We start from the raw sequence: 25,552 nt of genomic DNA, 5'->3' as shown, positions 1-25,552 counted from the left end.
TTTAATTGTTTTACGGTTTTATTTCAGGTTCCTGTTTTTTCAGAATATATAATATGTACATACTCATTACGGCTGCAAAAAAACACCATACCGAAATCATATACTTAAGGTAAAATACTTTTGAGATCACAAAAAACAGTAACATGATGGCTCCAAGAATATTAATTTTCCTATGGCTGGAAAACAGAAACGGGAAGACTGCAGGCAGAAGATATAGCGCGCCACTCCACCAGTTTGTACTGTTAAAATGGCCTACGGTATAATAGATGTGCTGGTGATCAATGTGAGCACTTACGTCGTATGCGGCCATACGGTAGGCAAGAAGAACAAACATCGCAATTCCCAATATCAGCGATCCGCCGATTATGCGTTTTCGTTTACGGTTCTTTTCAATTGTATAAACCGATAGCGGCACCCAAACCGGCCATATCAGTTGAGCAAAGATCAGGAACCCGTATTTTGCCAGCATTTCTGTGGTGCGGTACCCTTCGTTTTGTAAGGCAACCCAGAGCCAGCCTTCAAAAAACTGCTGAATCCCAAACATTAAAGGGATCATTGCGAAAAACAGTTGCTCTTTTTGGGCACTCTTTTTAGCCGCTATAACACCAACCGTTGATATAACAGCACTGGCACCAAAACTTATCTCAGCAGAAAAACACATAAAAGTTTATCATCAAATAAAGTACTTGTTATTACACCTTTAATGGTAATAACACTGTTTAATTCCGGTCTTCAGCTAAGATACAAAAAGAACCACCACAACAAAATGCTGTGGTGGATTAATTCTTTAGTTAAATATTCTGCTGCTACACTGAATCTTAATAAATTCATTGCTTTGATACCTTACCGTATAATTGGAAGAAGCATAGGAATAACGCTCCAGATCGTAGTATGTAATGACATAAAACTTTTGGTTTACCGGAAGATCTTTAAAGGTTATTTTCCCGTTCTGATCTGTTTTTCCTGTTTTATATGCATAATTAAGTGCGGAAGTAACAGAAGAGGTATAGGTTTGTGTAATGATGACATAGGCATCTTTTACCGGTGTTTCGGTTCCGTTGTTATATGCGTAAAACTCAAAACTGAGATCGCCGTATAAAACCAATGCTTTCTCGGCATCAAATATAACGTTCATGCTTGTGGTTTCATCTTCGTTTACTGTTACCAGAACGATGGCACGATCGGCATGGCTCTCATCAGTATAGGCCCACAGATAATAAGTGCCGACAGGGATATGTGTAAATGTGGCATTGCCGTTTGCATCTGCCTGCACTTTATACGATGACATTGATGAGCTAAAACTACCTGAGGTGGATTTGGTTAAAAGAAGGTTTATGTTTGACAAGACCAGGGTATCCAGCGTTACGCCCGAGATAAATTTCCCTTTGGCATTGATCTGCACATCGCCGTAGGTTTTGTAAAACACTTCCTTGCTTACCTGCAGGTCATAGGTTTTATTTTTTAAATCGGTGACTGAATATTGTCCGAACCGCTTGTAGCTGTCCATATCGGTGTAAACCCAAAGATATACATAGCTGTAATAGTCTAAATTGTTGAAGTCAACAACGTTGGCCTCTCCCTGTGCGTTGGTTGTAATATTTACGATGTCAGAAGAAATGGCACTCTCCAGGTACGATGAGCTTGTTGTGGTCAGTAATACATTGGCATTTGGCAGAAACGTGGTGTCTATTTTACCGGTGCCGGTGTTGTATTCCGTGTAATATACACGAAAAGCCATTGTTTCAGGTGTATGAATGGCAAGATCTTCGTTCTCAGCATACATGCTCATGTTCATTTTAGACCCCTTTCGGATCTCGAAATAACTCTCAGAATTCTGATATCTGTTCAACGAAAGAATGTCGAATCGTGTTTCATCGTAATACGCAATGGCATAGTATACTCCAATCGGCACCTGGTCAGAGGAAACCGTTCCTGAATGGTCAGTTTTACCGAGAACTACCCCCTGATTCAGCAACTGGTCAAAATTACCGAACGAAACGCTGTGTGCCAGTTCATACGGTAACAGTACCACATTAATTGTATCAAGGTATGTATCGCTTGAAGATGATGTATTGTTTTCGAATCCCTTGATATGGATGGTAACAGATCCCACATAATCGGCCAGACTGATAGTTATGGAGGCATCTTCGCCGGATTGGATCTGAACCAGTTTACTGATCTGATACGATCTGTTTCCCTCACCTGTTACAATACCGTAAACCAGATAAAGGCCGGTATTGAGTTTACCGAAATTTATGCTCCCTTTGGCATCGGTTTCCCCTTTCTTAATTGCCAGATCATAATTTTCGGTAATGTCGAGAGAAGAGACTTTAAATAATTCAAAATCAAAAACATAAAGCGTTGCGCCGGAGAGTGGATTGTCATTGTTGTCGGTAACAGAGAAGCTGAGTGTACCGTAATCAATAATTTCCAGAACATTGGTGTCATTTGAACATGACCATAAGGTTAACCCAATCAGGATCAATCCCATAATTTTTTTAAAATTTCCCATAGAACAGGTAGAATTAAGTTAATATTTCAAATGGTTTAAGACTTTAGTAAACAAGTAACTTACAGGCAAAAGCATAAGTTTATTTTATACTAAACCACTAAAATATGAAGAATATCCGGTTGTGCAATTGTAATAGTGCTGATTTTTAAGGAAAGATCTTAAATTATAACCATTCTAAAATATGGGAAGCAGATAAAGATTTTGCATTGTAACACTGATTTAAATTATTTTAATTCCCGTCATTAATGATTTACTTTGAAAAAAAATATCAAATGGACTATCCGTTTTCCGCACTGGCGAAGGCATCGCTGATACCTTCTGCCATCAATCAGTTGACGGCTGAATTTGCCGCAGATTTCAGGGAAGGCACTGACATTAACCTGGGAGTAGGTTATGTAAATGACAAAACGATACCTGTGGAAGCGATCAGGGAGGCCTATGATGATATCATGGCACATCCGGATCATTACCGAAATGCGTTGAATTATGGTGGTGCGGAAGGTTCACCCAATTTGCGGGATGCGATCCTGACCTATTATCTGAAGTATCATATCGGAGGGCTTACCGGGGAGGATTTTTCTCAGCGTAAAATTCTGATTGGTGCCAATGGCGCCACCAGCATCCTTGATGCTCTGTCCGATATGCTTAAGCCTGGAATCGTAATTACCGCAGATCCCTATTATTATATCTACACCGAAACGCTCGAGCGAAAAGGATTCAGGATACTGGCCATTCCGGAAGATAAGGAGGGTTTAAACCCCCGGGCGCTGAATGAGGCACTTAAGTTGGTTGATCCTCAGGAGATCAGCTTCTTCTATATTGTAACGGTGAATAATCCAACTACTGTAGTGCTCTCAAATAACAGAAGGAAAGCCATTGTTGAGCTTGCACAAACATTGAGTAAGGCGATAAACAGACGAATTCCAGTTATTTTTGATAAGGCATATGAAGATATCATTCACAATCCGGAAACAGAACAACCGGTATCCGGCTTAAAATTTGATAGCTTACAACAGGTTTTCGAAGTGGGAACGCTGTCAAAAATCCTGGCTCCGGCATTGCGTATAGGTTATATCATATGTCCGGATAATGATTTTACCAAAATACTCATCCAGCGGACGTCAGATATAGGATTCAGTTCGCCCTTGATTAATCAGGAAATTTCCGGATGGCTGCTGCGGCATTATATTCATATACAGAAAGTAAAAGTAAATAAAGGCTACCGGGATAAAGCCAGGGCTATCAAACAACTGTTCACGTTATATCTCAGCGACTATATTGAATCTTTTTCCGGCGGTGATGCGGCGTTTTATTTCTATATTACCTTTAAAGCTGTGCGAACCGACAAAGGCTCACCTTTTTTTAATTTTTTATCACGTATAACGGGTGATCCGGAGATTGACGGTGAAGCGCAGAGAAATCCAAGGCTCGTCTATATTCCCGGCACCATATGCAGTAAATCAGAAAAGGCAAAATACCAGTTGCGTCTGTCCTATGGTTTTGAAGAGCCTGAGGTCTTTGAACGTGCCGTAAAACTAATGGCAGAAGCCTGTAAATATGCATTACAATTTTAAAGCTATGAAACGAAAAATACGGAATCCTTTTTCAGAACTGAAAGGAGACACATACAACTGTTTTGCCTGTTCGCCACACAATGACATCGGGCTGCATCTTGAGTTCTGGGAAGAAGGAGAGGAGGTCACCTGTGAATGGGAACCAGAGCGGACTTTTGAGGGCTATTACGGCGTGGTTCATGGCGGCATGCAGGCGACGCTGATGGATGAGATTGCTGCATGGACCATATATGTAAAATGTGGTACCGCAGGTGTAACAACCGGTATGGAAATAAAATACAAAAAGCCGCTTTCGTCAGTGAAAGGGAAAGTGCGGTTGATCGCAAAAGTTCTTGAACAAACTTCAAGACTGGCAAAAGTGGATGTTAAACTGTATAATTCTGATGGAATTCTGGCGACAGAATCAGTTGTCAGTTACTTTTTATTTCCTGTAGAAAAGGCGCAAAAGGAATTCAAATATCCTGGCGTAGAGGCTTTTTTCAGTTGATCTGCTATCATTGGATTAATACTTTTCTAACGGTTTTATCCGCTGTCCGTATAAGATATACACCTTTTACCGGTGTTTCAGATGGTCTGAAAGTTGTTCCGGTTTCATCCGAATGATACACCGTTTTCCCGCTTATGTCATAAACTGTAATTCCCCTGATAACGTCGGTACTGTTAAACGTATTTGTTGTTTTACTGTAGTAAATGTCCGCTTGTTCCATTGCAGAATGATCAATACCAGTAGTGATGTCGTAAGTAAACAGTATATCGTGAGGAGACCAGTTTTTGTTGGCTACAACAACACGGTACATTTTATTCAGTTTGCCGTCTCCATCGGTATCAAAATTTTTCGTAATAACATTAAAGGAATTATCCACAGTATATTGCGAGGCGTCAAGATCAGGTATATATGCGAGCAGATTATTGCTGTTGGCGGGCATTTGTCTGGGATCAAGCTGGCCGAAATTATGGATAAGGAAATTGTCTGACAGCATTCCTGTGAGCCGGTTTTCCACGCCATTTTTCCCGTTTATTCTAATGCCGACGGCACTGCCGCTGCTGTTTTTAACCGGACTGATATCTTTCAGGTATGTTTCACCATAAAATAATGATCCATAGGCATTTACTCCTGCTGTGTGATCGGGAGAACAGCTGATCATAAAACCCAGTGTAGCATCCGGATTGCCACTTTGGGATGCTACGGGATTAATTACGTTGAGATCCAGAATAAGTCGGTTTTTCAGCATTCTGGCACCTGTAATTAATGCCCCACCAGCAATGTAATTTATGGTCAGTGAGTCAGGAAAGTCAAATTCCAGATGGACGGCAGTTCCGGGCGATAGCACAGAATTTCCCAGATTGTCGGAGCCGTTTTCACGGAGTTTAAAATCCACGCCCCACAACAACTTATCCATCTTATATGCATTGGCAACTACCGGTGTTGATCCGGAGTTCCAGTCACCTGCAAAATAAGATTTTAAGAAGGCATTGTACGCAAATGTTTCGTTATTTCCCCAGTATGATTTGGCCTGATCCAGTACAAAAACATTGTCATAGACCGCATTGTCTGTGAGCAGGATGTCAATGCCGGCAGAGTCTTTTCCATTCATATTCAGATTATCGGTAAAGCCTGTCGGTTCGCCGTCATCAGCATCAAAATTATTGTTCAGGTCAAGAAAGCAGAAAATACCATAGCTGCCGTTGGCAGGAACACCAATTGAATAATTATACGGGAAGTCTGTATCCTCGTTGTACTGGAAATTTTCAGGGTGATTCGTGATGTTGTTTTCAATATCGCTCTGATCGTAAAGGCCCATAACAAGATTTCCGGTCAGCTCTCCTGCATAGCTTAACGTCCCGTTAAAATCATTCAGTGTCCGGGTGTAGAAATTCCAGGCCAGGTTATCCCGAAACCCGTTAAAGCTGTTGCCCGCCATGTCTTTAACAATCCCTTTGTCTGAGAGGATGTAATACCGTGTTGAATGTTCCAGCGGAAGCGGAGGCTGTATGGATAATATGGTTGGATCACCATTCATGTCCTTAACGATTTTTACTTTGTTGGTATCGTTTGTTGACAGGGTGGTGACCACTCCCCGCGCATCGTTGTTGATCTCAATGTGCTTGCCAGGAACCAGTTCAATGAATTCCCTGAAATAGATCAGGAAAACGAAGCTGTCTGTTTCCGTATCGGGCAGGATATGTATCTCTTCTGATTCATTGGCCGGATAAAGAGAATCAATACCGCCGAATATATGATCACTGACAAAAAATGAATCTGTATTTGAGTATTTGTCCGGATAATTAACATCGTAAATTCTGTAATAATGCATTCCGCCCATGATACCTTCCCCCGAATTCAGAATTAAAGCACTGTCCCTGGTTTGAAAAGTATGATTTTCACTGGTCCACCTTTTCTTCCAGGAATCAAAGGTTTCAATGGCAATGGAATCAACAGACGGCGATATATCCCAGGTCAGATTTATATTTGCTCCGGCCATTATACTGTCTTCTTTCACCTTTAGTTGTAACACCGGTGAAGGGGGATTTAATATGGTGAATGCACCCGAATAAGCGGTGTCAGCTTTATGGTGCAAATCAGTAATACGGATCTGATAGTGTGCCCAGTCGGGAGCTTTAAGATTTTCAATGGGTATTTTGGTTCCCTCATGAGTGGGCAGGCTGTCAACCACAACTTCCCAGGTTCCGCCATTGAAAGGAGAGAATACCTCGATGTTAACAGAATCCACATCCAGAAAAACATACGAAATATAAAGTGTTGACCCGGCAGTATAAACCGTGTTGGCTTTGGGAGAGGTTACACCAATTACAGCAGCATTTACAGCGTTAAGCGGTAATGCAATCAGGATAATTGCTATAATTAACTTAACAAGTTTCATTTGTAAAGTTTACTCCCTGACAGGTTTCTGCATAAAAGTACGAATAAAAATTCTTTTAAATAAGACTATTTCAACAGTGGGACTACGTATTTTTACGCAAAATAGGCATTAGTAGACCTCGGAGCTGAGCGGGAATTTCAGATTCTCGTAGCTTTCAAGGCTGGCTTTCACTTTTCCAACCAATACTTTGGACTCGATGTATACAGGTAAGCGGTTGCGGTCGTCCGTCACGAAAATCTTCATGCCTTCGCCACCACTGAATACCGAGCCTTCCAGCAGTAAAGGAGCCAGAACGATACAGCGAAATTTCCGTCCTGATTTCAGTTTAACGACCTTTTTACCCAGATAACGGACATACAACTCCCACATTTCATTATCGACAACCATGTTGAATAAAATCCGGTCATCTTCCTTCATCCCTGTCAGGTCCACTTCGCGCAGATAATAGATAACAGAGACAATATCCCTGGTGTTTTCAGGAAGGATGTAGGATGCATATTCGGTTTTCTCATGACGTTTTTTGGTCCCCGTTACCATGTTGGCTGCATGATCAAAATGATAGGTCAGCTCTGCGGAATAGGTTCCCTCATTGGTTTTTCGGGTGAACCAGATGGGTTGAAGAGAATCTTTGCTTACCACAGATATTAATGTATCACGCACCTTAAACAGATAGTCGTAACCTTTAAATGTGGTTCCGGTAGCTTTCATCAGGTATGCTTCATCGCCATTAAATACAGTATCCCTGGCAGTAAACATGGCCTGACCTGCATGCAACCAGATGAATCCCCAGTTGTAGTAGGCATCAAATACAACTTTTTCACCACTTACAAACGTTTTGGGTTGTTGTGCAAAGGTTGTGAGTGTCGTAAGAAAAAGCAATATGATTAATTTCAGAATCCTGATCATACAATGAAAAAGTTTTTTGATATTACTACAACGGGAATGCCGGAAATAAATTATTTCTTGTCGTCTTTGCCTTTTAAGGCTTCCGGTTTTTGTTTCCAGAGTAAGTGTTCTTCTGTATTCCAGTCCTCCTCATAATCGCGGTATGCCTTAACCTCGAGTTCCTTACTGAAAAATCTTACCGGTTCAGGTTGTCTGTGTTCCAGAAAATTTCCGGTATCCCATTCTCCGTTGCCGTTTTTGTCAAAAAAGAGGCTGAAGTAGTATTTGCCCGGTAAAAGAAGTTTGAAGAAAATGGTATTCTCCGCAGCTGTAAAAGGTTGGGACTTCAGTATTTTTCCGCTTCCGTCAAGCAGGTAAAGCACTCCCGGATAGTCGGGTTTTGTAAGGTTAAACTTCACGTTTCCATACTGATCCAGTTTACGGATGGTGAAAGATGTTTTGAATTTATCTGAATGTATGCCGTATATGTTCTCAATAGCTGCCGAATCGATGGACAAGGTATAGCTTTCTCCTTCTGCCCAGTTGTAATCCAGGATAAATTTGCGCGGGAAGCGTTCACTTTGTTCAAGTGTAAAATTAAGTGGCGTTTCCAGCGTGTCAGCTTTCAGGTACAGTCGTACTTCATCACGGTTGAACCGGTTTACAGGCTCTTCAAATTCAAAGACAATTTTGCTTTTCAGATCCATCATCGAAGCAATATTGTGGTTTATTTTCAGCAGCTGAGACTTCGGTTCTGTGCCTTTGTTTTTCCCTTTTTTCCCTCCGCTTTTTGGGGCGCGGTAAATCATCTGTATCGTATCTTTTTGCCAGAACAGCTGTTCAAGAGAATCAGTCTTCTGGTATTCCAGTTCAACCCACAGTGTATCGGATTTGTACAGATTGGAATCGGTCAGCCAGTAATAAACAGTATCCCGGGTTGTTGAATATTCAGGGAAAATCCCGCCATAGTTTTCAGGTGTACCATCAATATGTAACCTTGGATCTTCCTGTATTGGTGAGCTGAAGGAGAACAGAAACTGATAGGGAACAGACCGTTCTTTTTTTCTCAGGTTCTGAACCAGGTGAAACTCCTCGAAACTTTGCAACAGAATGCTGTCAGGACCGTAAACCAGGGTGTCACGGTACATGATGGTATCCACTGTAACAGAATCCACCCAAAGGGTATCACTCAGTTGAATGGTATCGAAGCTGGTTTCAAAAACAGTATCAAGAAATGCAATCTCTTCAGCTGCATCGAAACGGTAATTTTTTACCGGTTCATTCAGTGCATAAATCCGGTATTTTCCGGGAGCAATATTTTTTACCGTAAACTCCCCTTTGCTGTTTGTTTGTGCAATACGTAAGGGTACATTTTTTATGAATGCAGAATCTGCGGTGTCTTTATAAATGCCGACAATAATATTGGCAACGGGTTCGAGGTCTTTTGCCCGGATCACACGTCCTGACATCATCATACTATCCACCACATCACCGGTAGAAAAGCTGAATGTGAAATTTTCGAGCGGATTACCTTCGTTATTGTCTACGATGGAACTTCCGAAATAGAGGGTGTAAGTGGTATTGGGCTGAAGCTCGTTGTTGAGATCGATTGATATTTTTTTAGCCAGGGCGTTAATCTCGGGATCCTCTTCCAGCGGTGGTGAAACGATAAAGTTTTTGCGGGTATCCTTGAGGACCACGATCTCATCAAAATAGAGTTGAATCTTTGGATCAGTATAGTTTTTCTGGTTTTGTTCCGGCTTACTCTTAATCAATACCGGTGGCGAAACATCTTTAGGTCCACCTGAAGGCATTCCTGGATTGGCACAGGCATGAATCAGAAACACAGCCAGAACGACAGAAAATATATGGATAAGTTTTTGCAACGTATTTTTATTTAGTGCTCAAAAGTAAATTTTTAAGCTTAAACACACAACAGCAAGGTGTTAATAAACCTTACGGAGAAAGTCATATTAATCCTATTCACCAATTCTTATGTTTTTGCAGATAGTTGGGTTAATAAACTTTATCTACACCCGGAATAGAAATGCCGGTAATCTTCCGGTATAAATCCAGCGCATAGATGTCGGTCATCCCTGAAATAAAATCCAGCACGTTTCGGATCCGGTTGTAAATGGAGCCTTCAGTAATCTCATACTGTTCCGGTAAGCGCGGCAATAACTGTTTAGAGTAGGATTTATCAGGGTTTAGTGCTGCCTCAACAAATACGTCAAGTAAGGTAGAGAGGATCCGGTAACCGGCAATTTCGATTTCTACCACTTCGGGAGCCTTGTAAATTTTCCGTACAGCCAGGGTTGCACAGGTTCTGTATGCATCACCGACAGGACCTTTAATATTTTTGATCAGACTACCCTGGTAGGACCCTGACATAATACCGGTGTAGTTTTGCATGAACTCCTGAGAGCAGGCATCAATCAACTTCCCGATAACCGAGGCCCTGAGATAGGCAATCTGTTCATTTTTATCCGTCACCCGGTTCATTGTTTCCTTCAGGCGCTCTATACGGTGTTCTTCCTGTGCAGGATCATAAAAGGAGAGCAACAGCTCCTTTGTTTTTTTAGTAGTCAGGATTCCAAGTTTATGTGCATCTTCAATGTCCATAATCTGGTAGCAGATATCATCTGCAGCTTCCACCAGGAAAACCAGCGGATGCCTGAAGTACTCGCCGGGTTTTTCAGGATTTTCCAGTCCGAGTTCTTTCGCAATTTTTTCAAACTGCAGCGCTTCACTCTGAAAAAAACCATATTTCTTTTTTCCCGATCTATGCGATGCCCAAGGATATTTTATGGTGGAGGCCAGTGTAGGGTAGGTGAGTACAAAACCACCATCCCGCCGTCCTTTAAACTGATGAGTCAGCAGGCGGAACGCATTGGCATTTCCTTCAAAATTGGTCAGGTCGCTCCACTCCTCAGCAGATACATTTTCTTTAAATTTTATCCCCTTGCCTTCGGTGAAATAGCTGCTCAGAACATTTTCGCCGGAATGGCCGAACGGTGGATTTCCCAGGTCATGTACCAGGCAGGCAGCGGCTACAATGCTTCCAATCTCACCAACAGAATCAGGAACGGTATGATCTGCATCTGAAATCTGTACCGCTATGTTATGTCCAAGTGACCGGCCGACACTTGCAACTTCAAGGCTGTGCGTCAGACGGTTGTGGACGAATATTCTTCCAGGGAGGGGGAATACCTGTGTTTTGTTCTGCAGCCTGCGAAACGATGCCGAAAAGATGATCCGGTCGTAATCGCGCTGGTATTCCGTACGGTTTTGCCGGTCGGTTCTGAAATAATCCTCGAGTCCAAGTCTTTTTGTGGATAGCAGTGAGTTCCAGTTCATTATAGCCAGGGTTTATATGCTCGCATTTCTTTCTGATATTCTGTTGTTTTGCCTTTAGTGACTTTGTCCATTAAGGTATAAAAGTTTTTCCCGTGATTGGGTACCACTGTATGGCATAATTCATGTAAAAGTACATAATCTATCAAATGATGCGGCAATCGCATGATATAAAGTGAAATACTTATATTCTTTAATCCGGTACAGCTTCCCCATCGTGTCCGGGCATCTCTGATAGATACATTCTGGTACATAAATCCGAAACTGTGCGATAACCAGGTGATGCGCTGGGGAATGTAAATTTTGGCCTCACTCCGCCATATTTCACGAATCACTTCCTTAATGGCTTCCTGTACCTCTTCTGCTTCAACAGGAATGCCATCAGGATAATAAAGCGTTACTTCTTTCTCTTTTGTTTCTGAATATATTTTTGTTGTATCCGATGCAACAATACTGAATGAATGGTATTTAAACGGAATCTCTTTTCCCGTTTTATAGAGTGTTTCAGCTTCATCCAGCTCATACATTTTTTTGATGACCCAGGCTTTCTTCTGTATCAGAACAGATTGTCCTTCCTTAATGCTTGCCCTGAGTGGCAAGGTAACAAATACCAGGGGTCCCGGTTTAATACGTATGGATATATGTTTGGCGTTTCTATTCTTTTTAAATGTAACAGGTCCGAAATCGGGGTACGCTATTACCTTCTGTTCGCTCATTTTTACTCGCTTTAAAAAATTAATACCTTTCATGAGGAGAGAAAGTATCGGGGGGCTTGTCAGCTTTCAAAAAATTCAAGCTTAAATGTCTTATCTTCCAGTGATCCGAATGAGAAGTGGGTAATCCAGTCTCCAAGAATAACAATACGGGCCTGCCTGCTAAGCATCAGGTCAAGTGTGATATGCCTGTGCCCGAAGATATAAAAATTAATGTCGTTTTCCTTTAAATGAGCCTTGGCAAACTGCACCAGATGTTCTTTGTCTTCGCCAAGGTAGGTTGCTGTATGTTTCTGATCGTGGCTTTTACGACTGCTGTTCGACCATGCCTGACCCAGTTTTACGGCCAGATCAGGATGTACAAAAGTTTCAAACATTTTTTGCAGAAGGCTGCTGTGAAAGGCAGATCTTACGACTTTGAACCCCAACGAAGTGTCATTCAGTCCGTCTCCGTGTGCCAGAAAAAGTTTCAGCCCGTTGCGTTCAAAAACGGTTGGTTTTTTATGTAGCGTCATCCCTATTTCTTTCTCAAGATAATCTTTCAGCCATATATCATGGTTCCCGATAAAAAAATGAACAGGAATGCCACTGTCGGCAAACTCAGCCAGTTTTCCCAGCATTCTGACGAAACCTCTGGGAACAACACGTTTGTATTCCCACCAGAAGTCGAAAATATCACCTAAAAGGAAGAGTTCTTTTGTTGTCGGTTGGATGAACGTCAGCCAATCCACAAACTTTTTTTCATGTTGTTTCGGATCGGTGATGTAAGGTGCACCCAAATGGAGATCTGAAGCAAAATATATCTTTTTGGTGTCCAATGCCGGCCAATGTTTTATAAAAACCCTAGTTCTAGTCTTGCTTCCTCACTCATCATATCTTTATCCCATGGCGGATCGAAAACAAGATTCACAGTTACGCCTTTAATGCCTCCCACCGCGTTGACTTTATCATTCACTTCATCCATAATAAAATCTGCCGCCGGACAGGCCGGAGCGGTCAGTGTCATTTCAATTTCCACACTGTTGTCGTCCTTCACGTCAATGCTGTAAATCAGGCCAAGGTCGTATATATTGACCGGAATTTCCGGATCGAAAACTGTTCTGAGTTGCTTTACAATCTCCTCCTCAATGTTCAAAAATTCATTTTCCATAATCAACTCCTTAAGCGTTTTTAGCGTTAAAAGCCAATCCGTAAAGCTTCATTTGTTTTACCATGGCTACCAGACCGTTGCTGCGTGTAGGGGAAAGGTGGTTGTTTAAACCGATCCTCTCAATAAAGTAGAGGTCGCAGTTCATGATATCCTGAGGCGACTGACCCGATAAGGTTCGTAGCAGCAGTGCCACAATACCCTTTACGATTATCGCATCACTGTCGGCCTCAAAAAAGATTTTACCATCCCTGAAACGTGCATCAATCCACACTTTGGACTGACAACCTTTGATTAAATTCTGTTCTTTCTTTTTGGTATCATCAATGGGGTCCAGACCATTTCCGATCTCAATCAGATAGGCATATTTATCCATCCAATCTTCAAAAATGCTGAACTCTTCAATTATCTGATCCTGTATGTCGTTGATAGTCATCTTTTCTCCTCTTTTGCGGTTCAAAGATAATAATTATTAAAACATGGTTGCAATTCTGTTGATTCCGTTTATCAGTGTATCAACCTCTTCCTTAGTGTTATAAAGGGCAAACGAGGCTCTGACCGTTCCTGAAATGCCGAACCTGTCCATGACCGGTTGTGCGCAGTGGTGGCCGGTTCTCACGGCAATGCCCATGTGGTCAAGCAAAGTACCCATGTCAAACGGATGAATATCCTTTACCATAAACGATATCACACTGCTCTTATGTTCTGCCTCTCCAAAAAACTTCATTCCCGGAACGCTTTTCAGCTGTTTCATTGCATATTTCAGCAGATCATCTTCGTGCGCACGGATGTCATCAATTCCAAGTGCCTCAATATATTCAATACCGGCTGCAAAACCGACAGATCCGGTAAAATCCGGTGTTCCGGCTTCAAATTTAAACGGCAGTTCATTGTAAGTGGTCTTCTCAAATGTAACCGTTTCAATCATTTCTCCGCCACCCTGGTATGGGGGTAATTCATTCAGGAGGTCTTCTTTCCCGTATAAAGCTCCCATTCCTGTTGGTCCGTACATTTTATGGCTGGAAAACACAAAAAAATCTGCATCCATGGCCTGTACATCGGGTTTGAAATGCGGAGCCGACTGGGCGCCGTCAATCAACACTTTAATATTATTCCGGTGAGCAATGCGGATAATCTCTTCAACTGGGTTAACCGTACCAAGGGTATTGGATACATGGGCGACAGAAATCAGTTTTGTCTCTGGTGTTATCAGATTTTGAAATGCATCCATATCCAGCGTTCCGGAATCATCGAAAGGGATAATGCGCAGCTTTAGTTTTTTGCGTTCACACAGCATTTGCCAGGGAACAATATTGGAATGGTGTTCCATGGCAGATATGATGATTTCATCACCTTCGTTACAAAAACGTTCACCAAACGACCACGCAATGAGGTTGATGGATTCGGTGGTGCCCCGTGTAAAAATAATTTCCTTAGTGCTTTTGGCGTTAATATATTTCCGGATCACTTCCCGTGAATTCTCATGGGCCTCGGTCGCTTTCTGGCTCATGTAGTGCACGCCGCGGTGAATATTGCTGTTGTATTTAAAATAGGCTTCCTCAATCTTCCGGATTACCTGAACCGGACGTTGCGATGTAGCGGCATTATCAAGATAAACCAGTGGTTTCCCGTGAACCAGTTCATTCAGGATAGGAAAATCCTGTCGTATTTTTTGTACATCTAAAGCCATAATACAGTCTTTGCAACGGTAAATAATATAAACATAACAGGGCAGATATCAGGCAAACACCACTTTATCCACTTTTATATCGTGAATATCCACCGGGAGTTGTTCAACATACTGATGAGGAAAACAAATGCCAACTTTCGGACACCGGCTTTCACTCAGCGCGCGATCATAATAGCCCTTTCCACGTCCAAGACGGTTGTTTTTACGATCGAAAGCAACACCAGGCACAACAATAAGATCAATGGTTTTAATGTTGTAGATGTTACTGTTTTCGGGCTGAAGAACGCCAAACCGGTCTTCCTTTACCATGTCTTTCATGCCATCGTAAGTGGCGAAATAAATATTTGCACCTTCAATAACGGGAAGCAGAATGGTTTTTTTACCGTTCCATTTTTCGATAAAGCGGTGTGTATTTACTTCATCATCAAGTGACCAGTACATGGCGATGATCTCTGCGTTTTTAAATAACGGATCGTTTTCAAGTAAATATGTTGCCCGGTCAGAAAGAGAAAGCTTTTCTTCGCTTGTCAGACTTGCTGTTTTTTCCCGGATCTCTTTTCTGACTGCCGGTTTTGATGTTTCCATAACTCAGTGCGTATGATACGTATCTGTATCCACAGAATTGCATATGGCACAGCCAACACATTTACTCAACTCGCCTCTGAAACGTTTTTGAACCAGGTCGTGAATGCGCTCTTTAAGTGGTTCAAGCCTAATGCTTTCAATCACATCGTGTGTAAAGGCAAACATCAGCAGCAATCGTGCTTCTGCTTCCGGTATACCACGTGAACGCAAATAAAACAACGCCTCTTCATTCAATTGTCCGACAGTGGCACCGTGGCTGCACTTCACATCATCCGCATAAATCTCAAGCTGCGGTTTGGTGTGCATTTTGGCATCTTTGGTCAGACATATATTTTTATTGGTCTGATATGCTTCTGTCTTCTGGGCATCCTGGGCTACATAAATTCTTCCTCTGAAAGCCCCTGATGAGTGGTCGTCCAGAACATACTTAAAAAACTCATCGCTCACACAATTCGGAACGGCATGAATAACATTCGTAAAATTATCCACATGCTGTCGCTTATCTGTCAGCGCCATGCCGTAAAGATGATTTTCACAATGTTCGCCAGCCAGTTTTACGAATGTATTGTTCCGGGTCAACCCGTTATGCAAAGTAATAAAATTACTCACCACACTGGAGTTTGCCTTCTGTTCAACAAAGGATGATATGATCTGATTAACAAAGTTGTGTTGGTTTTCAATCAGATAGTAATCCAGTCGTGCGTTTTCTGCTACAAATAATTCCCTTACATGATTGGCGATATAGCGCTGATCCGTCATGGTATGATCGCAAACCAGAATCTTCGCTTCCGAATTTTCCCCGGCAATGATCAGGCCTCTCTGGCTTACAAACAGATCCTGACTGCTGTTGAGAATATTAATAATCTGGATCGGCTTCTCAATAACCACGCCCTTCGGAACATAGATAAACAAGCCATCCTGAGCAAACATGGTATTCATATTTACCATGGGATCATCCGATTGTTCAGCCTGCTTGTTATAATACTTTTCAAACAGTTCGGGATATTCCTTCGATGCTTTCAGAATGCTGGTAATGACAACACCTTCCGGCAGGTTTTCCGGTAGTATATTCTTTTTATAGTACCATCCGTTTACCGTAAAAATAAGGTGTGCATTCAAATCCGGCACATCGCATTTAAATACGTCATGCAGGTTGAATCCAAATTCAGTTCTTGGAGTAACATCAACGCCGTATTCATGTTTGAATATGCGTTTGATATCTGTATTTTCGTAGTTTTCGAAGCTTGTATCGGGAAATCCCCTTTCTGCGAACTTTACAGCTGCTTCTTCCCTCGGTGCATTCAATACATCCGGGCAGGGGGCAGATATCCGCTGAAGGTTATCCTTCCACAAGTCAATATATTCGTCTTCTATCTTAACGGTTTCAATCATTATCCATTAATTTACCCGGTTAAATCACTTCTTTTTTAATCCAGTCGTAACCTTTTTCCTCCAGTTCAACCGCGAGCTCTTTCCCGGCAGTTTTTACTATTCTTCCCTGGTAAAGAATATGAACATAATCAGGCACAATATGATCCAGTAATCGCTGGTAGTGTGTGATTACAATGGTTGCGTTATCTTTGGTTTTAAGCTTGTTAACGCCGTTAGCCACAATCCTCAGGGCATCGATATCCAGTCCTGAATCGGTTTCGTCTAAAATAGCCAGACTTGGATTAAGCATTGCCATCTGGAAGATTTCATTCTTCTTTTTTTCTCCACCGGAAAATCCTTCATTTACCGAGCGGTTGGCGAGATTGGAATCCATTTCCACCATCTCTTTTTTCTCCCGCATCAGGCGCAGAAAATCAGAAGCAGACAGTGGTTCCTCATTCCTGTATTTACGGTGTTCGTTAATGGCGGTCCTTAAAAAATTCACCATGCTTACACCGGGAATTTCAACAGGATACTGAAAACTCAGAAACATGCCTTCCCTCGAGCGGTCTTCCGGAGACATCTCCATGATATCCCGGCCATTAAACGTAATTTCACCATGGGTTACCTCAAATGCTTCATTGCCCGTAAGCACAGCCGACAAGGTACTTTTACCGGAACCGTTAGGTCCCATTATGGCATGTACTTCACCTGCCTTCACTTCCAGGTTGATCCCTTTTAATATCTCTTTGCCGTTGATAGAGGCATGTAAATCTTTTATCTTTAACATTGCTATTTATTTATCTTCAATATCATTAACCTACACTACCTTCAAGGCTTATCTGCAGCAGCTTTTGAGCCTCCACTGCAAACTCCATAGGCAGTTTGTTCAATACTTCTTTGGCGTATCCGTTAACGATGAGCCCAATGGCATCTTCGGTAGAGATACCTCTCTGGTTACAGTAAAATATCTGATCTTCACTGATTTTTGATGTGGTTGCCTCGTGTTCCACTACTGCCGAATTATTTTTTACGTCGATGTAGGGAAATGTATGAGCACCACATCTGTCACCAAGCAAAAGTGAATCACATTGTGAAAAGTTACGGGCATTTTCAGCCCGTTTACCAACCCTTACCAGACCACGGTAGCTGTTTTCACTGGTTCCGGCCGATATCCCTTTGGATACAATGATACTGCTTGTATTTTTTCCCAGGTGAATCATTTTGGTCCCGGTATCAGCCTGCTGATGGTTATTGGTGACAGCCACAGAGTAAAATTCGCCCTTGGTGTTGTTTCCCATCAGAATGGTGCTTGGATATTTCCATGTAATAGCAGAACCGGTTTCCACCTGTGTCCATGTCAGTTTGGAGTTGTCCCCTTTACACATGCCACGCTTGGTAACAAAATTGTACACACCACCTTTCCCGTTTTTATCTCCGGGATACCAGTTTTGTACCGTACTGTATTTTACTTCGGAATCATTCAGCACCACGATTTCCACAATGGCAGCATGCAACTGATTCTCGTCACGCATCGGAGCAGTACAGCCCTCAAGATAGCTGACATAGCTTTCATCATCAGCAATGATCAGTGTCCGCTCAAACTGTCCGGTATTCATCGCATTGATCCTGAAGTATGTTGATAATTCCATCGGGCAACGTACGCCTTTGGGAATGTATACGAATGAACCATCACTGAATACTGCAGAGTTCAATGCTGCAAAGTAGTTGTCGTTGGGCGGTACAACCGATCCCATATATTTTTTTACCAGGTCCGGATGTTCCTGAACTGCTTCGCTGAACGAACAGAAGATAATACCCAGATCAGCAAGGGTTTCCTTGAAAGTTGTTTTAACGGAAACGCTGTCCAGTACAGCATCCACTGCTACTCCGGATAACACTTTTTGTTCTTCAAGCGGTATCCCCAGTTTATTGAATGTTTCCAGTAATTCCGGGTCCACATCATTCAGGCTATCCAGCTTCGCTTTTTGCTTAGGAGCGGCATAGTAAATGATATCCTGGTAGTTGATGGGCGGAATTTTTAAGTGTGCCCATTCCGGCATCTTCATATTTAACCAGTTCCTGTATGCTGTTAACCGGAATTCTGTCATCCATTCCGGTTCGTTTTTTTTGGCAGAAATGATGCGAATTACCTCCTCGTTCAGTCCCTTCCCAATATCCTCAGTTTCTATCTTGGAATGAAAGCCATATGCATATTCTTTCTGAGTTATATTGTCAATTAATTGATTTTGATCTTCAGCCATAATACCTACTATTTTTCAAGTATAACACTTAATCGTAAAAGAAGTTGCAAATTTAGCAACTTTAAACAAAAAGCAGAGGTGTTAAGTTTTAAAAATAAATAATTAGTCTAAATAGCACTAATAATACGTAATCAGGACTGAAAAAGGAAAGGACCGGTTGCAAATTGTCAAATCATGGTAGTCCAACGTGAAATCAAGTACCTTCAGGGGCGGGCAGATACCGCTGGCAAAAAATGCAAATGGACAATAAAACAGCATAAATTATTTTCTTTTCTCTTCCAGCAGAAAAAGAACAAAAACGAGAATCAGAAGAGCGTAAATTAAGAGATCTCCAAGGATTGAATATACTGTAGTTAATCCTTTCGCAGGAAGTGAGGCTAACAGTAATCTGTTATTGCTATTGAAGCTGCTCATCTGACTCACCATTTCTCCCATTGGATTAATAGCAGCAGATGAACCAAACCGTGTTGATCGCAATATGGAGTGGCCTTGTTCGATAGCTCTGTATGCTGCCATTTTTGTATGAACCGGATCAATACCACGCCAGTCCGAAGATGGAACAGCTATGATATCGGCATTTAATTTACTGAATTGTTTTGCAATATAAGGAAAGTCATAGTCATAGCATATCGCACCTCCCGTTACCGTATAATCCACAGTATTTGTGATAAAATTTTCTTTCCCTTTTACTGCTGGCTCTCCCGGAACGGGCTCGTGTTTGTGATACTCTGCTTTTATAAGTCCATTTTTATCAAGAAAGAGATATTTGTTTTCGTATTTTAATGGATTTGTGGATATGGGAACAATGTATGATGCATAGATAGACGTGTGACAATCTTTGGCCAATTGCTTAAGATCATTCTTCCAGGATGTTTCATTTTCAGGCAGCATATAAGTCGCAGCTTCATTCCAAACGATAAGCTTTGCACCGGTTTTCGCTGCTTTTTTTGTGTCATCAAACAGAGTCTTTCTGACCTTTATTTCTGTTCGTTCAGGAGGGAGTGGCAGTCCATTAACAGTACTGGTTGTTCCAACTGCCGCTACTAAAAGTGTATCATGAGATTTGGAATGATAAATATTTACACGGATAGCTCCGAAAATAAGCAGTACCGTAAGCGTTACGAATGGGACAGATAATGTAACGATTGAATGAGAGTTCTTTAAGTACGCTTTAGTAAACGAAATATTGATCCAGTAAATGATAAAACTAAGACCTGGCATACCAAATAGCGATACCGTTTGGAGGATTGTAAGATTGTCGTTTTGGGTATAAGCTGCAATTCCCCAACTGGCCAATGGCGTAAAAGTGTATTGTATCCATTCCATTATGGTCATTATTGCAGGGAAAAGAAGATAGCCGAACCTTCTGGCTTTAAATCTGTCCCAGATCAGATACCCCGGAATTTGAACCAGGGTCATAGGAATAGAATACATAAATTCGAAATAGAATTTAAGGGGAGGTGTAATAATTTTGGCAGTTACCAGGGACCAGGAAACCAGCAATGCCAAAACAAACCAAATACGGGATTTGATGCCCGAGGTTTGATACATGAATATAAGGAAAGGAGTATATGCAATCCATGCAGCGATGCTCAGGCTGAAAGTCATATGTATCATGGTTTGAAGGAGGATTCCAGCCGCTAAATACCAGTAAGGATTTATTTTGTTGTTCATCATGAATAGTTTAAATGATTGTATGTCAACAAAATTAGGACGGAAAAAATCCGATTCCATTAACAAATGATAAAAAGAGATTGCGATCAGATCAGCTCTTTCCTAAGCCTGCTTAGCGATATGTTGGTGATCCCGAGATATGTGGCTATATCGGTATGCGGAACCATATTTTCGAGTAAAGGGAACCGTTTTCTGAAATTGATTAATCGCTGCTTCGCAGTCAAAGTGGCCAGTCCTGTTTCTTTCTGAACTTTATGCATAAGTTCATTTCTCAGGGTTTGGTTTCCAAAGTTTCTGATTTCCAGCGATTCAATCATTAAGGCTTCAAAATCTTCAGCGTTTAGAACGCCAAGTTCAATATCTGTAAGTGCTTTGAAATTTAATACAGACCGTTCACCGGATGTACGGGTTGTATATGGCGATAAAACAGAGTTGTCATCAAAAAAAGAGATGGTGATTTCTTCTCCGTCAGGATTATGAAGAAAGCTTTTGCAAATTCCTTCTATCAGGAAGTATTCACTGCGATTTATTTGGTTAAGCTTAATAAAGACTTCCCCTTTAGGAATTGATTGATACTCAATCAGAGCTTTGATCTTTGCACTGTTTTGTTGCGATAAAGGATAAATTGAGTGAATGATGTCGTCAACCATACCGGTATATCATTTAGCTATTTAAAAAACAGCAGGGGCAATTAAAGGTTGAAAGCTTTTTTTATCTATTCGGTTCTTTCTTTAAATTCTCCCAGTGTTTTTGTAAAGATCCAGATGGCAATAATTCCGATTATGGCATGAACGGCCAGTGTGTACATAATCATTTGCGGATCTCCTGCTTCCTCAAATCTCCCAAGTAATCCGGTATAAAGTCCGCTTAAAAGAGCACCGATTGCAGTAGCAAGAAAATTGGTTCCCATGTAAAGGCCGGCTTTTTCTTTAGGAGCTATCCACATAATATATTCCTGTATGCGCGGAGATGAAATCATTTCGCCGATAGCAAATAAGAATACCCCAACAAAAACAAGCGAAGGGACTGAAGTTACTGAATAGCCCAGTACAACGAACCCGGCAGCAGCAATGAATAATCCGAGTAAAAAAGAAGGGATTGCTGGTCGCTTCTCAAACAGGCTGGATATTAACAGCTGAAAAACAATGATGATGTAGCCAGTATGCGATATGGATTCAGCATTAATGTGCCATACTCCATCTTTTTGACTTGAGATAATATTGGTAACGGTTGTGCCAAGAACAGATCGTACAGATTCATACAGACTGGCAGTATTAATATAATCGTCTATATAAACTGGCAGTACATTGAAAAATGCCCAAAACGGCAACCAGAAAAATACGCCTAAAAGAATAAGAAAAACCAGGAATTTTACATCAGATAAAGCTTCGCCCATATCCTGAAATTTCTTTTTAAGTGATACGCCTTCAATTTCACGTGGTGGTTCTTTGTAAAAAAGAAGGGTTACAATAAGCATTAATCCAATGGTTCCGGCAGCAGTGTAAAACACATAATCCCAGGACATGGCTCTCAGATTTCCCATAACCACCGGGCCTAAAGATGCACCCAGATTCACCATGGCATAAAAAATTCCAAAACCCAGTGTCTTGTTGGTTGAATCTGTTGTGGCCCGAACGGTTGCAGATATTAAAGGTTTAAAAATACCTGCAGCAAAACCTATGGATAACATTGTGAGTGCTATTCCTGAAAACGATTTTGTGATTATAAGTAATAATATGGAAGGCAGATAGGCTATGTATGAGACAATAAGCACTTTTTTAAATCCGAATTTATCCGCAATGGTTCCTGAAAAAAGAGGAGTAATATAAGATAATAAGAGGAAAATACTTTGTATGATACCAAGATCGCCCTTGGAAAACCCAAGTTGTTGCAAATAGATGCCAAAACTCATATATATGCCATAATAGGCAAAACGTTCCAGTACTTCAATGGAGTTGGCTGTCCAGAATACTTTGGGAAATGGTGTGCGTTTGCTCATTGTAGATTATTTAGACGGTGTAAGATACAAAAGAAAATGAAATCTGAATAAGGCGGTATGACATATGTCAACCGAATATTTCCCTAACATAGGTAATGAGAAGTACATGATTCGTTGAGTTATTGAATAATTATTTTACCCTTTGCCAGGTTGTTATTTGATTTTAAGATATAGATATATATTCCGGGAAACAGGTTTTGAATATTTACAATATTACTTGAATTTGAATTTATCTCATGAACAATTAACACTTTACCTGCGGTGTTGAATATTGTTAATATTACATTCTCATTTGAATAATTCTCAAGATGGAGAAAGTCTTGCGCAGGATTCGGATAAATACTAAAGTCCATTGGTTGAGTATTTTTGTTGGCTGTAACCACATAGCAATAGCCTTCCTGGCAATATATTTTTGTTCCTGATTCACCAACTCCATCAAGATTGGATCCCCATTCAAAATTATAATCGAATGGGTACAATAGCGAAGAAACTCCGCCTATTCCTTCAATATAATAGTAGTTTACAGGAGTATATAAATCATTAAACACAAATTTTTTTCGTTGTGTTCCATCCATTAATTGAATACTATGGATTGTATCTAATACAATCTTTACATCTGGTAAAAGATAACTTATGTCTAGAGAATCTCCTGGCTCTAAACTAAAATCATAAGTCAGGTATTCTATATTATCTTCATCAAAATAGCTGTTCAAAGTATAAACTTTCTTTTCAACGGTATCTTCACGAATAAAACCCTTAATGATTTCCATGTCAGTAACATAAAATGGTGGATAAAAAACCGGTTGGTCAACAGATGCTAAAAAGCGTGCCTTAATAATTTGATAGGCTTGTCCATTTATTGTTGTGTCTCCTTCAATAAATTGACGTTCCCCTTTTGTTTGAGGTATTATGCCTCCTCCGTTTTCTCCGTCAGCCCAGTAAACCACATCCCAGTATTTGTTTTCGGAAAGTAAAGGATGATAAGATTGTGAGTACGTCAGTATTGAGCTCAGAAAAATAAGAGGAATAATAAGGATGCCGGGTAATTTCATGATATGATGTTGTTTTAAGAGATATAAAGTTACAAAAACAAAATCTGAAAAAGTACGGATTACTATTGATTTTTACCAGCATCACAGTTAAATAAAACCTATTAGAGCCTTAAATCTGTTTCGTTTGAAAACCAATCGTTTAACAATTAAATTTTTTCCGGTATTATTTTGTAATTATAAAAATCAGTTATAATTTTGCAAGCCATTCGAAAAGAGGAAATAGAAAATAAAATTATAGAGCAATGAGAAAAGACATTCATCCAGAAGGATATCGGTTGGTTGCATTTAAAGATATGTCTAACGATGAGACATTTATTACCAAATCAACTGTAAAAACAAAGGATACAATCGAAATTGACGGCGTGGAATATCCTTTGGTGAAAGTGGAAATTTCAAACACTTCTCATCCGTTTTACACCGGAAAAATGAAGTTGGTTGATACTGCCGGTCGTGTTGATAAATTCCGTAACAGGTATAAGCAACATTACGCAAATCAGACAAAAAAATAATTCTCCTGGAGCTCCGTACGACGGGGCTCTTTTTTTATCCCTTTCTTTTTTCGAACCATTCCATTCCTTTTACCATGTTTCAATCGCTCACATTTTTTGATTCAGCATTCAGGAATACCTTAAAGCCGCTCAGCTTTACCAGACCGGTTTCAGAAATCCGTGCGGGTATTCTCACTCTCAGGGAAAAATGGGAATCTGAATTAGGCATCAAAGCATCCTGGGATGCCGAAGATTATCTCAGGGATAAATTTCCCGATTTATCAAAGAACGAGACATTATACCTGTATGGTGGTTGTTTCCCCACCCGGGAGCTGATTAAACAAATCAATACGCTGAATCCCGGCGATTCCATCTGGAACGATGACCGGCTTATTGCCTTTCTGGGTCAGCCCGGTAAATGGTCAGAAATCAGAATTTCTGGTCAGTCCGAAGGTAGACGGCTGCTTCTTGATGGAACGCCCAGGGTATTATACTATCCCTACCAGTTGCTGGGTTGGAACAGCGATGAAATCAAAGCTGACTTAAAAAGGTTGATTGCTGACAGAAAGAGTTCGGAGGTAAGTTCAACAGTTCAGATTATAGGTGATATGTATGACCGTGAAGGCAACCTTCAGTTTTTTATGGAAGAAGGATCTGTGGCTGAATATATCACTGTAAACCTGACAAAAGGCCCTGTTTATATAGGCAGAGATGCAGAAGTAATGGAGGGCAGCCACTTAAGGGGGCCGGTCGCCATATGTGACCATGCAACCGTTAATATGGGCACACGGATTTACAGCAGCTCGACCATAGGCCCCTGGTGCAAGGTTGGAGGAGAATTAAGCAACGTTATATTTACTGCATATTCCAATAAAGGCCATGAGGGGTTTCTTGGCGATTCAGTTATTGGCGAATGGTGCAATATTGGCGCTGATTCCAATAATTCAAACCTGAAGAATGATTACAGTGAAGTCAAACTGTGGGATTATGCCACACAACGCTTTCTCAAAACCGGGCGGCAGTTTTGTGGTCTGATCATGGGCGATCATACCAAATGTGGTATTAATACCATGTTTAACACCGGTACGGTGACCGGCGTAGCAGCAAATATTGCTGTCAGCGGATTTCCGCGCAATTTCGTACCCTCTTTCACACTTACCACGTCAAAGGGAGTACAGAGAGTAAGCCTTGAAACCGTGTTTCAGATTGCTGAGCGGGTAATGAGCCGCAGAAATATTTCCCTTTCGGACGCGGATAAAGCCATTCTTAAAGCTGTTTTTGACGAAACAGAGCAATTCAGGGCAAGACTTTGACGCCTTGGCACAGTTCTTGAATAATTACACGATGCCTGGTTTTTGGGGA

The 25,552-nt window shown here is 41.1% G+C and carries 23 protein-coding genes; 4 read left to right on the top strand and 19 right to left on the bottom strand.

Features of this window, described 5'->3' with window-relative positions:
- Positions 1–10: 10 nt before the first annotated feature.
- Together ACE1EF_RS06080 and ACE1EF_RS06075 are read right to left on the bottom strand one after the other, a co-directional pair.
- The gene (locus ACE1EF_RS06080) at positions 11–661 is read right to left on the bottom strand and encodes a DUF6629 family protein (protein WP_375719738.1); all 651 of its coding nucleotides are present in this window, start codon (positions 659–661) and stop codon (positions 11–13) included.
- A 126-nt stretch (positions 662–787) separates the two neighbouring features.
- Positions 788–2,512, bottom strand: a complete 1,725-nt coding sequence (locus tag ACE1EF_RS06075) for a SpaA isopeptide-forming pilin-related protein (protein ID WP_375719737.1) — start codon at positions 2,510–2,512, stop codon at positions 788–790.
- Between the two features lie 272 nt (positions 2,513–2,784).
- Here ACE1EF_RS06075 and ACE1EF_RS06070 point away from each other — a divergent pair, with 272 nt between their 5' ends.
- On the top strand, positions 2,785–4,086 hold the full coding sequence (locus tag ACE1EF_RS06070; RefSeq protein ID WP_375719736.1) for an aminotransferase class I/II-fold pyridoxal phosphate-dependent enzyme: 1,302 nt from the start codon (positions 2,785–2,787) through the stop codon (positions 4,084–4,086).
- Between the two features lie 4 nt (positions 4,087–4,090).
- Positions 4,091–4,573: a PaaI family thioesterase gene (locus ACE1EF_RS06065; protein ID WP_375719735.1), complete on the top strand. Its 483-nt coding sequence runs from the start codon at positions 4,091–4,093 to the stop codon at positions 4,571–4,573.
- A 7-nt stretch (positions 4,574–4,580) separates the two neighbouring features.
- Here the strand turns inward: ACE1EF_RS06065 and ACE1EF_RS06060 are convergent, their stop codons facing one another.
- The 17 genes from ACE1EF_RS06060 to ACE1EF_RS05980 form a co-directional block, all read right to left on the bottom strand.
- Positions 4,581–6,968 carry a T9SS type A sorting domain-containing protein gene (locus ACE1EF_RS06060; protein ID WP_375719734.1) on the bottom strand — a complete coding sequence of 796 codons (2,388 nt, stop codon included), beginning with the start codon at positions 6,966–6,968 and terminating at the stop codon, positions 4,581–4,583.
- Between the two features lie 108 nt (positions 6,969–7,076).
- Positions 7,077–7,874 (bottom strand): DUF3108 domain-containing protein, encoded by a 798-nt coding sequence (locus ACE1EF_RS06055; RefSeq protein ID WP_375719733.1) that lies wholly within the window; start codon positions 7,872–7,874, stop codon positions 7,077–7,079.
- Positions 7,875–7,924: 50 nt separating this feature from the next.
- Positions 7,925–9,739 carry an Ig-like domain-containing domain gene (locus ACE1EF_RS06050; RefSeq protein ID WP_375719732.1) on the bottom strand — a complete coding sequence of 605 codons (1,815 nt, stop codon included), beginning with the start codon at positions 9,737–9,739 and terminating at the stop codon, positions 7,925–7,927.
- A gap of 130 nt (positions 9,740–9,869) precedes the next feature.
- A complete protein-coding gene (locus ACE1EF_RS06045) occupies positions 9,870–11,210 on the bottom strand; it encodes a deoxyguanosinetriphosphate triphosphohydrolase (RefSeq protein WP_375719731.1) in 1,341 nt (446 codons plus the stop codon).
- A complete protein-coding gene (locus ACE1EF_RS06040) occupies positions 11,210–11,923 on the bottom strand; it encodes a M48 family metallopeptidase (protein ID WP_375719730.1) in 714 nt (237 codons plus the stop codon). The genes ACE1EF_RS06045 and ACE1EF_RS06040 overlap by 1 nt, the downstream gene beginning before the upstream one ends.
- Positions 11,924–11,982: 59 nt before the next feature.
- Positions 11,983–12,738, bottom strand: coding sequence for a UDP-2,3-diacylglucosamine diphosphatase (locus tag ACE1EF_RS06035; RefSeq protein ID WP_375719729.1), 756 nt, complete (start codon positions 12,736–12,738; stop codon positions 11,983–11,985).
- 14 nt (positions 12,739–12,752) lie between these two features.
- Positions 12,753–13,070, bottom strand: coding sequence for an SUF system Fe-S cluster assembly protein (locus ACE1EF_RS06030; protein WP_375719728.1), 318 nt, complete (start codon positions 13,068–13,070; stop codon positions 12,753–12,755).
- A 10-nt stretch (positions 13,071–13,080) separates the two neighbouring features.
- Positions 13,081–13,527: a SufE family protein gene (locus ACE1EF_RS06025; RefSeq protein ID WP_375719727.1), complete on the bottom strand. Its 447-nt coding sequence runs from the start codon at positions 13,525–13,527 to the stop codon at positions 13,081–13,083.
- Between the two features lie 12 nt (positions 13,528–13,539).
- The gene (locus ACE1EF_RS06020) at positions 13,540–14,757 is read right to left on the bottom strand and encodes an aminotransferase class V-fold PLP-dependent enzyme (RefSeq protein WP_375719726.1); all 1,218 of its coding nucleotides are present in this window, start codon (positions 14,755–14,757) and stop codon (positions 13,540–13,542) included.
- 48 nt (positions 14,758–14,805) lie between these two features.
- On the bottom strand, positions 14,806–15,342 hold the full coding sequence (locus ACE1EF_RS06015) for a 5-formyltetrahydrofolate cyclo-ligase (RefSeq protein WP_375719725.1): 537 nt from the start codon (positions 15,340–15,342) through the stop codon (positions 14,806–14,808).
- Between the two features lie 3 nt (positions 15,343–15,345).
- A complete protein-coding gene (sufD, locus tag ACE1EF_RS06010; protein WP_375719724.1) occupies positions 15,346–16,734 on the bottom strand; it encodes a Fe-S cluster assembly protein SufD in 1,389 nt (462 codons plus the stop codon).
- Positions 16,735–16,753: 19 nt separating this feature from the next.
- Positions 16,754–17,503: a Fe-S cluster assembly ATPase SufC gene (gene sufC, locus ACE1EF_RS06005; protein ID WP_375719723.1), complete on the bottom strand. Its 750-nt coding sequence runs from the start codon at positions 17,501–17,503 to the stop codon at positions 16,754–16,756.
- A 25-nt stretch (positions 17,504–17,528) separates the two neighbouring features.
- Positions 17,529–18,977, bottom strand: coding sequence for a Fe-S cluster assembly protein SufB (sufB, locus tag ACE1EF_RS06000; RefSeq protein WP_375719722.1), 1,449 nt, complete (start codon positions 18,975–18,977; stop codon positions 17,529–17,531).
- Between the two features lie 261 nt (positions 18,978–19,238).
- Positions 19,239–20,654: a nitrilase-related carbon-nitrogen hydrolase gene (locus ACE1EF_RS05995; RefSeq protein WP_375719721.1), complete on the bottom strand. Its 1,416-nt coding sequence runs from the start codon at positions 20,652–20,654 to the stop codon at positions 19,239–19,241.
- A gap of 83 nt (positions 20,655–20,737) precedes the next feature.
- On the bottom strand, positions 20,738–21,301 hold the full coding sequence (locus ACE1EF_RS05990; protein ID WP_375719720.1) for a Crp/Fnr family transcriptional regulator: 564 nt from the start codon (positions 21,299–21,301) through the stop codon (positions 20,738–20,740).
- Between the two features lie 65 nt (positions 21,302–21,366).
- Positions 21,367–22,650: an MFS transporter gene (locus ACE1EF_RS05985; RefSeq protein WP_375719719.1), complete on the bottom strand. Its 1,284-nt coding sequence runs from the start codon at positions 22,648–22,650 to the stop codon at positions 21,367–21,369.
- Between the two features lie 119 nt (positions 22,651–22,769).
- Positions 22,770–23,597, bottom strand: a complete 828-nt coding sequence (locus ACE1EF_RS05980; RefSeq protein WP_375719718.1) for a T9SS type A sorting domain-containing protein — start codon at positions 23,595–23,597, stop codon at positions 22,770–22,772.
- A gap of 347 nt (positions 23,598–23,944) precedes the next feature.
- On the opposite strand from ACE1EF_RS05980, the gene ACE1EF_RS05975 reads away from it, so the two are divergent.
- Both ACE1EF_RS05975 and ACE1EF_RS05970 read left to right on the top strand, forming a co-directional pair.
- Entirely contained in the window at positions 23,945–24,211 is a 267-nt protein-coding gene (locus ACE1EF_RS05975) for a type B 50S ribosomal protein L31 (protein WP_375719717.1), read from the top strand.
- A gap of 74 nt (positions 24,212–24,285) precedes the next feature.
- Positions 24,286–25,503: a putative sugar nucleotidyl transferase gene (locus tag ACE1EF_RS05970; protein ID WP_375719716.1), complete on the top strand. Its 1,218-nt coding sequence runs from the start codon at positions 24,286–24,288 to the stop codon at positions 25,501–25,503.
- Positions 25,504–25,552 lie beyond the last annotated feature (49 nt).

The sequence above is a fragment of the Quyinboa sediminis genome (assembly GCF_042219855.1).
In the GTDB taxonomy this organism is placed as follows: domain Bacteria; phylum Bacteroidota; class Bacteroidia; order Bacteroidales; family UBA5342; genus JBHJHP01.
This window is presented reverse-complemented; position numbering and strand designations above follow the sequence as displayed.

Bases quoted from the DNA above. Each gene is read 5' to 3' on its own strand.
- ACE1EF_RS05975 (WP_375719717.1), top strand. From the start codon at position 23,945: ATGAGAAAAGACATTCATCCAGAAGGATATCGGTTGGTTGCATTTAAA.
- ACE1EF_RS06020 (WP_375719726.1), bottom strand. From the start codon at position 14,757: ATGGCTTTAGATGTACAAAAAATACGACAGGATTTTCCTATCCTGAAT.
- ACE1EF_RS06075 (WP_375719737.1), bottom strand. From the start codon at position 2,512: ATGGGAAATTTTAAAAAAATTATGGGATTGATCCTGATTGGGTTAACC.
- ACE1EF_RS05995 (WP_375719721.1), bottom strand. From the start codon at position 20,654: ATGATGAACAACAAAATAAATCCTTACTGGTATTTAGCGGCTGGAATC.
- ACE1EF_RS05985 (WP_375719719.1), bottom strand. From the start codon at position 22,650: ATGAGCAAACGCACACCATTTCCCAAAGTATTCTGGACAGCCAACTCC.
- ACE1EF_RS05990 (WP_375719720.1), bottom strand. From the start codon at position 21,301: ATGGTTGACGACATCATTCACTCAATTTATCCTTTATCGCAACAAAAC.
- sufD (WP_375719724.1), bottom strand. From the start codon at position 16,734: ATGATTGAAACCGTTAAGATAGAAGACGAATATATTGACTTGTGGAAG.
- ACE1EF_RS06055 (WP_375719733.1), bottom strand. From the start codon at position 7,874: ATGATCAGGATTCTGAAATTAATCATATTGCTTTTTCTTACGACACTC.
- ACE1EF_RS06060 (WP_375719734.1), bottom strand. From the start codon at position 6,968: ATGAAACTTGTTAAGTTAATTATAGCAATTATCCTGATTGCATTACCG.
- ACE1EF_RS06015 (WP_375719725.1), bottom strand. From the start codon at position 15,342: ATGGAAACATCAAAACCGGCAGTCAGAAAAGAGATCCGGGAAAAAACA.
- ACE1EF_RS06080 (WP_375719738.1), bottom strand. From the start codon at position 661: ATGTGTTTTTCTGCTGAGATAAGTTTTGGTGCCAGTGCTGTTATATCA.
- ACE1EF_RS06045 (WP_375719731.1), bottom strand. From the start codon at position 11,210: ATGAACTGGAACTCACTGCTATCCACAAAAAGACTTGGACTCGAGGAT.
- sufB (WP_375719722.1), bottom strand. From the start codon at position 18,977: ATGGCTGAAGATCAAAATCAATTAATTGACAATATAACTCAGAAAGAA.
- ACE1EF_RS06030 (WP_375719728.1), bottom strand. From the start codon at position 13,070: ATGGAAAATGAATTTTTGAACATTGAGGAGGAGATTGTAAAGCAACTC.
- ACE1EF_RS06070 (WP_375719736.1), top strand. From the start codon at position 2,785: ATGGACTATCCGTTTTCCGCACTGGCGAAGGCATCGCTGATACCTTCT.
- sufC (WP_375719723.1), bottom strand. From the start codon at position 17,503: ATGTTAAAGATAAAAGATTTACATGCCTCTATCAACGGCAAAGAGATA.
- ACE1EF_RS05970 (WP_375719716.1), top strand. From the start codon at position 24,286: ATGTTTCAATCGCTCACATTTTTTGATTCAGCATTCAGGAATACCTTA.
- ACE1EF_RS06065 (WP_375719735.1), top strand. From the start codon at position 4,091: ATGAAACGAAAAATACGGAATCCTTTTTCAGAACTGAAAGGAGACACA.
- ACE1EF_RS06040 (WP_375719730.1), bottom strand. From the start codon at position 11,923: ATGAGCGAACAGAAGGTAATAGCGTACCCCGATTTCGGACCTGTTACA.